Source organism: Gryllotalpicola reticulitermitis, assembly GCF_042651345.1.
Classification (GTDB): Bacteria; Actinomycetota; Actinomycetes; order Actinomycetales; family Microbacteriaceae; genus Gryllotalpicola; species Gryllotalpicola reticulitermitis.
In genome coordinates this window covers 1-3492 of sequence record NZ_JBHSCN010000014.1, presented here as the reverse complement: position 1 = coordinate 3492, position 3492 = coordinate 1, and the positions used below count along the sequence as shown (strand labels likewise).

The window sequence follows — 3492 nt, the reverse complement described above, 5'->3', positions numbered from 1 at the left end:
GCCACGAGATGGAAGCCGGCGCTGAACGCGTTCGCGATCGCTTTCGAGGGCCGCATCAACTAATGACCGCCAGCCCAGAAACACCGTTCATCGGACAGACCCGCACGACGCGCTGAACGCAGCGATCCGTCTCGCCGGTCGTGAGCCGGTCGCGTCGAGCGTGCTGACGGAGAACGGGCGCGCGAGCGCCGAGCGCTGGTTCGGCATCCGTGATCGGGCCGAGATCGAGGTCACCGTCAGGGCGCAGGCCGTGTCATTCCGGCAGCCTCATACCAGGACTTAGCGCTGTTCGCGTAAGTCGGTTTGAGAGTCGTGTCTCGCTGAGTTCGGATGTCGCTCGGGCTTGTGCGGGGGGCAGTCGCGGCCGGGATGGGGCAAGGGTCACGGTTGCTGTGGCAAGCCCAGGATGAGTTTCGCGATGTCGCAGTAGAGGTCGTCCGAGGTTCGGGGCGCTGAGAAGTAGTCGGCGATGGCCTGGGTCGTGGCGGGGAAGCGCTGCCGGAGCGCGTTGATGTCGGGGGCCGGCTGCGGGTCATCGGCGGGAGATTGCTCTTCCAGAACGTATCCGAGGGTGAAGCGTTCTCCAGCGAGCACGATCAGGCGCGCCCGGTGCAGCTCGACTCCCTGATCGACGAGGGTTGATATTGCGAGCTCGGAGAAGTCGCCGCGGCGCAGCGAGAGCCGGGCGCCGGAGACGGTGCGAGCGCCGTCGCGATGCCGGAGCAGAGCCCCACGCAGCTCGACGAGCGCAGCCAGCAGCCACTCCGCCCAGTCGCCCCTGGGACTGCACTCGGGAATGGCCTGGATCGCGTCATCGATGATGGCGTCGGCGAGTGCGTCGAGGAGCTCGGCCTTGCTTCCGATGTGCCAGTAGAGCGTCGGAGCCTGTACGCCCAGGCGGCCGGCAAGGGGGCGCAGGCTGACGGCGTCGAGACCCTCGTCGTCGAGAAGGCGCAGGGCCTCGTCGATGACCTTCTGTCGATCCAGCGCCACGGGTGCTCCTTGCACGATCTCTCTTACGGTGTTAGAAAGACCTTACTGCTCTAACACTGTAAGGGAGATGGGTCTGACGTGAAGGCCGCGGTTGTGAACCATTCGGGCGACATCCCGCGGTACCAGGACTTTCCGGACCCCGTGGTCGAAGACGGGCTGGTGCGGGTGACCGTGGAGGCGGTCGCGGTCGAGAACGTGGATCGCGCGATCGTCGCCGGCACGCACTACACCGCCGGGCCGTTCCAGGCTGCCCTCCCGGCGATTCCGTGTTTTGACGGCATCGGCCGCCTGCCGGACGGAACCCTCGTCGGCTTCGGCGGTCTCACCCCGCCCTACGGTGCGCTTGCGCAGTATGTGGTCGTGCCCGCGGGTCACACGGCGCCGATTCCCGAGGGGATCGAGGCACCGATCGCCGCGGTCCTCTCGTCTGCGATCAGCGCGATGAGCATGGCTACCGCTGCTGGCCTCGAAGTGGGCGAGACGGTGCTGGTCCAGGGCGCGACCGGTGTGGCCGGGCGCCTGGCCGTTCAGATCGCCCGGCTCCTCGGCGCCGGGCGCATCGTCGCCACCGGCCGTAACGACGACGCCCTGCGGGAGCTGACCGCCCTCGGCGCGGATGCGGTGATCAATACTGTCGCGTCGGACACCGACCTGGTGCAGGCGTTCCGCGACACCGCCGGCGACGGGTATGACGTGGTGATCGACTACCTCTGGGGGCACCCCACCGAACTGCTGACGCGTGCACTGATCCCCGAGAGCTTCGCCATGCCGAAGCCCACCCGCCTGGTCCAGATCGGCGAGTCCGCGGGGCCGGCGGTCCAGCTCAGCGCCGACGCGCTGCGCACCTCCGGTCTGGAAATCTACGGTGCCGCCCGCAACATGGCCACCGGCATGGCCGCCGCCTATCAGCAGGTCGTCACCTGGGTGCGCAGCGGTCAGCTCACCATTGACGTGACCACCATGCCGCTCAGCCAGATCGAGGCGGCGTGGACCCGCACCGACCTGCGAGGCACACGCCTCGTCATCAGCCCCGACTGAACAAGGAGAAACTCATGAACAAGCTCACAGCCGCCCTGCACACAACCACCCACCTCGTGCCCGGGGTTCCGCGGCACCAGGATCGTCCGCACGGCCATCAAGGCGCCGCGCTCCAGGGCCGGCCCGTGCAGAACCGGCGACTCCACAATCTCGGCACCAGCTTGAATCAGAAGGCGCGCGTGCGCCACCACAAGCCGCCCCGTGTGATGGTGGAGTGGCAGAACTGGATCGGGCGCCTGTTCAGTCGGAGCACCGACTGACGGCGTCGGGGTGCGCTGGCCGCCGCGGCCTCGGCACCCAATGCGATCAGCGTGTGAGACCTCCCCGTCCCAGAATCCTCGATGCAGCAGAACGCCTCGCAGCGCTTGACCCAGCGGCAGTTGGCGAGCGCGTTCACGGTCGCCGGGTCGATGTTCGAGTTGGCAGTCAAGTCGAACTCGCGCCGCAGCTTGCCTCGCGGAAACGCGGCTCCTGTGACACAGTGCTCGACGCGACGGCGAGCCCTGTAGTCACACGGGGCCAGCAGCAGCACCCCGGCGAGGAACGCGCGGTAAAACATCCGCCGGAGCGAGGTCAGCGAACCTGACGAGGCGCGGCGTGATCGCTTCCGCCATCACGCGAAACCAACGGTGCGACGCGCTTACACGTCGAGGGCGGCGAACGAAGCCGCCTCAGCGGTTCGGGTTCACTGAGGCACGACGGCCCCGTACGGACTTGCGGCGACGGCGTCGTCGATTCCCGAACCCGCGAAGGCGCGCTGCGCTGCGAAGGTGACGGCCATGTGGTCGAGGGTCCAGCCGATGCTCTCGATCATCGCAACCTCCGCGGCCGTGGCTATGGAGAGGTTTGTGACGAACTGATGCCGGTCCTGTCCGGCTTGCCAATCGGCCAGTGCGTCTTCGTAGGGATTTGATGGGCTCGAGGATGCCATACCCCCAGTGTGCTGGACGGCTCGAATACCCGCAGGCCCTGGTCTAGGCCGTTTCTTGCCCGCACCTCGTCTGGGCACGTCGGATGCACTTTGGATCATCGGCGCCGCTGGTTCCAGGCCCCCCGGGTCGCGGTACGCAAGCCGGTCGCCCAGCGCACGGGGCAGCCGCCCGATCGTTGGCTGCGGGACTCCGCGAATCGGGAATGCCCGTAAGACACGCCCGATGAAATGCCCTGTGAGCGGGCGTCAACTGCAACACCGAAACCGACTGCCCGCTGAACGTCTCCTTGAAGCCCGCGCTATGCGTCTAAAGCGCCTCGGCCCGCCCCGTTAGCATTCCGGGTTCCGCAAGCCCGCGCTCCGCCGCAGTTCTCGTTCCTCTACACGCCCCGGCTTCTGGAACCCGGCCCACATCGCCCCACCGTTAGAGAATGTGTTATGTCGCAGGACATCGGTGACGCTCGGGTATCAACACATCGGTGACGGTTCGGGCGGGTTTGGTGGTGACGCTTCTCCCGTTGTGATGGAGG

General features: G+C 67.2%; 5 protein-coding genes. 2 read left to right on the top strand and 3 right to left on the bottom strand.

Going from position 1 to position 3492, the window contains the following annotated elements:
• Positions 1-381: 381 nt before the first annotated feature.
• A complete protein-coding gene (locus ACFOYW_RS16460) occupies positions 382-993 on the bottom strand; it encodes a TetR family transcriptional regulator (protein WP_390231458.1) in 612 nt (203 codons plus the stop codon).
• A 78-nt stretch (positions 994-1071) separates the two neighbouring features.
• Between ACFOYW_RS16460 and ACFOYW_RS16455 the strand changes: the two genes are divergently transcribed.
• Positions 1072-2031: a quinone oxidoreductase family protein gene (locus tag ACFOYW_RS16455; RefSeq protein WP_390231455.1), complete on the top strand. Its 960-nt coding sequence runs from the start codon at positions 1072-1074 to the stop codon at positions 2029-2031.
• Positions 2032-2045: 14 nt separating this feature from the next.
• Positions 2046-2291 carry a hypothetical protein gene (locus tag ACFOYW_RS16450; protein WP_390231461.1) on the top strand — a complete coding sequence of 82 codons (246 nt, stop codon included), beginning with the start codon at positions 2046-2048 and terminating at the stop codon, positions 2289-2291.
• On the opposite strand, the gene ACFOYW_RS16445 is transcribed toward ACFOYW_RS16450, so the two are convergent.
• On the bottom strand, positions 2198-2590 hold the full coding sequence (locus ACFOYW_RS16445) for an ATP-binding protein (protein WP_390231452.1): 393 nt from the start codon (positions 2588-2590) through the stop codon (positions 2198-2200). The two genes, ACFOYW_RS16450 and ACFOYW_RS16445, sit on opposite strands and share 94 nt — an antisense overlap.
• A 126-nt stretch (positions 2591-2716) precedes the next feature.
• On the bottom strand, positions 2717-2845 hold the full coding sequence (locus ACFOYW_RS16440) for a hypothetical protein (protein WP_390231449.1): 129 nt from the start codon (positions 2843-2845) through the stop codon (positions 2717-2719).
• Positions 2846-3492 lie beyond the last annotated feature (647 nt).

Excerpts from the sequence above, each read along its gene's own strand:
- ACFOYW_RS16450 (WP_390231461.1), top strand. The coding sequence starts at position 2,046 with ATGAACAAGCTCACAGCCGCCCTGCACACAACCACCCACCTCGTGCCC.
- ACFOYW_RS16445 (WP_390231452.1), bottom strand. The coding sequence starts at position 2,590 with ATGTTTTACCGCGCGTTCCTCGCCGGGGTGCTGCTGCTGGCCCCGTGT.
- ACFOYW_RS16440 (WP_390231449.1), bottom strand. The coding sequence starts at position 2,845 with ATGATCGAGAGCATCGGCTGGACCCTCGACCACATGGCCGTCACCTTC.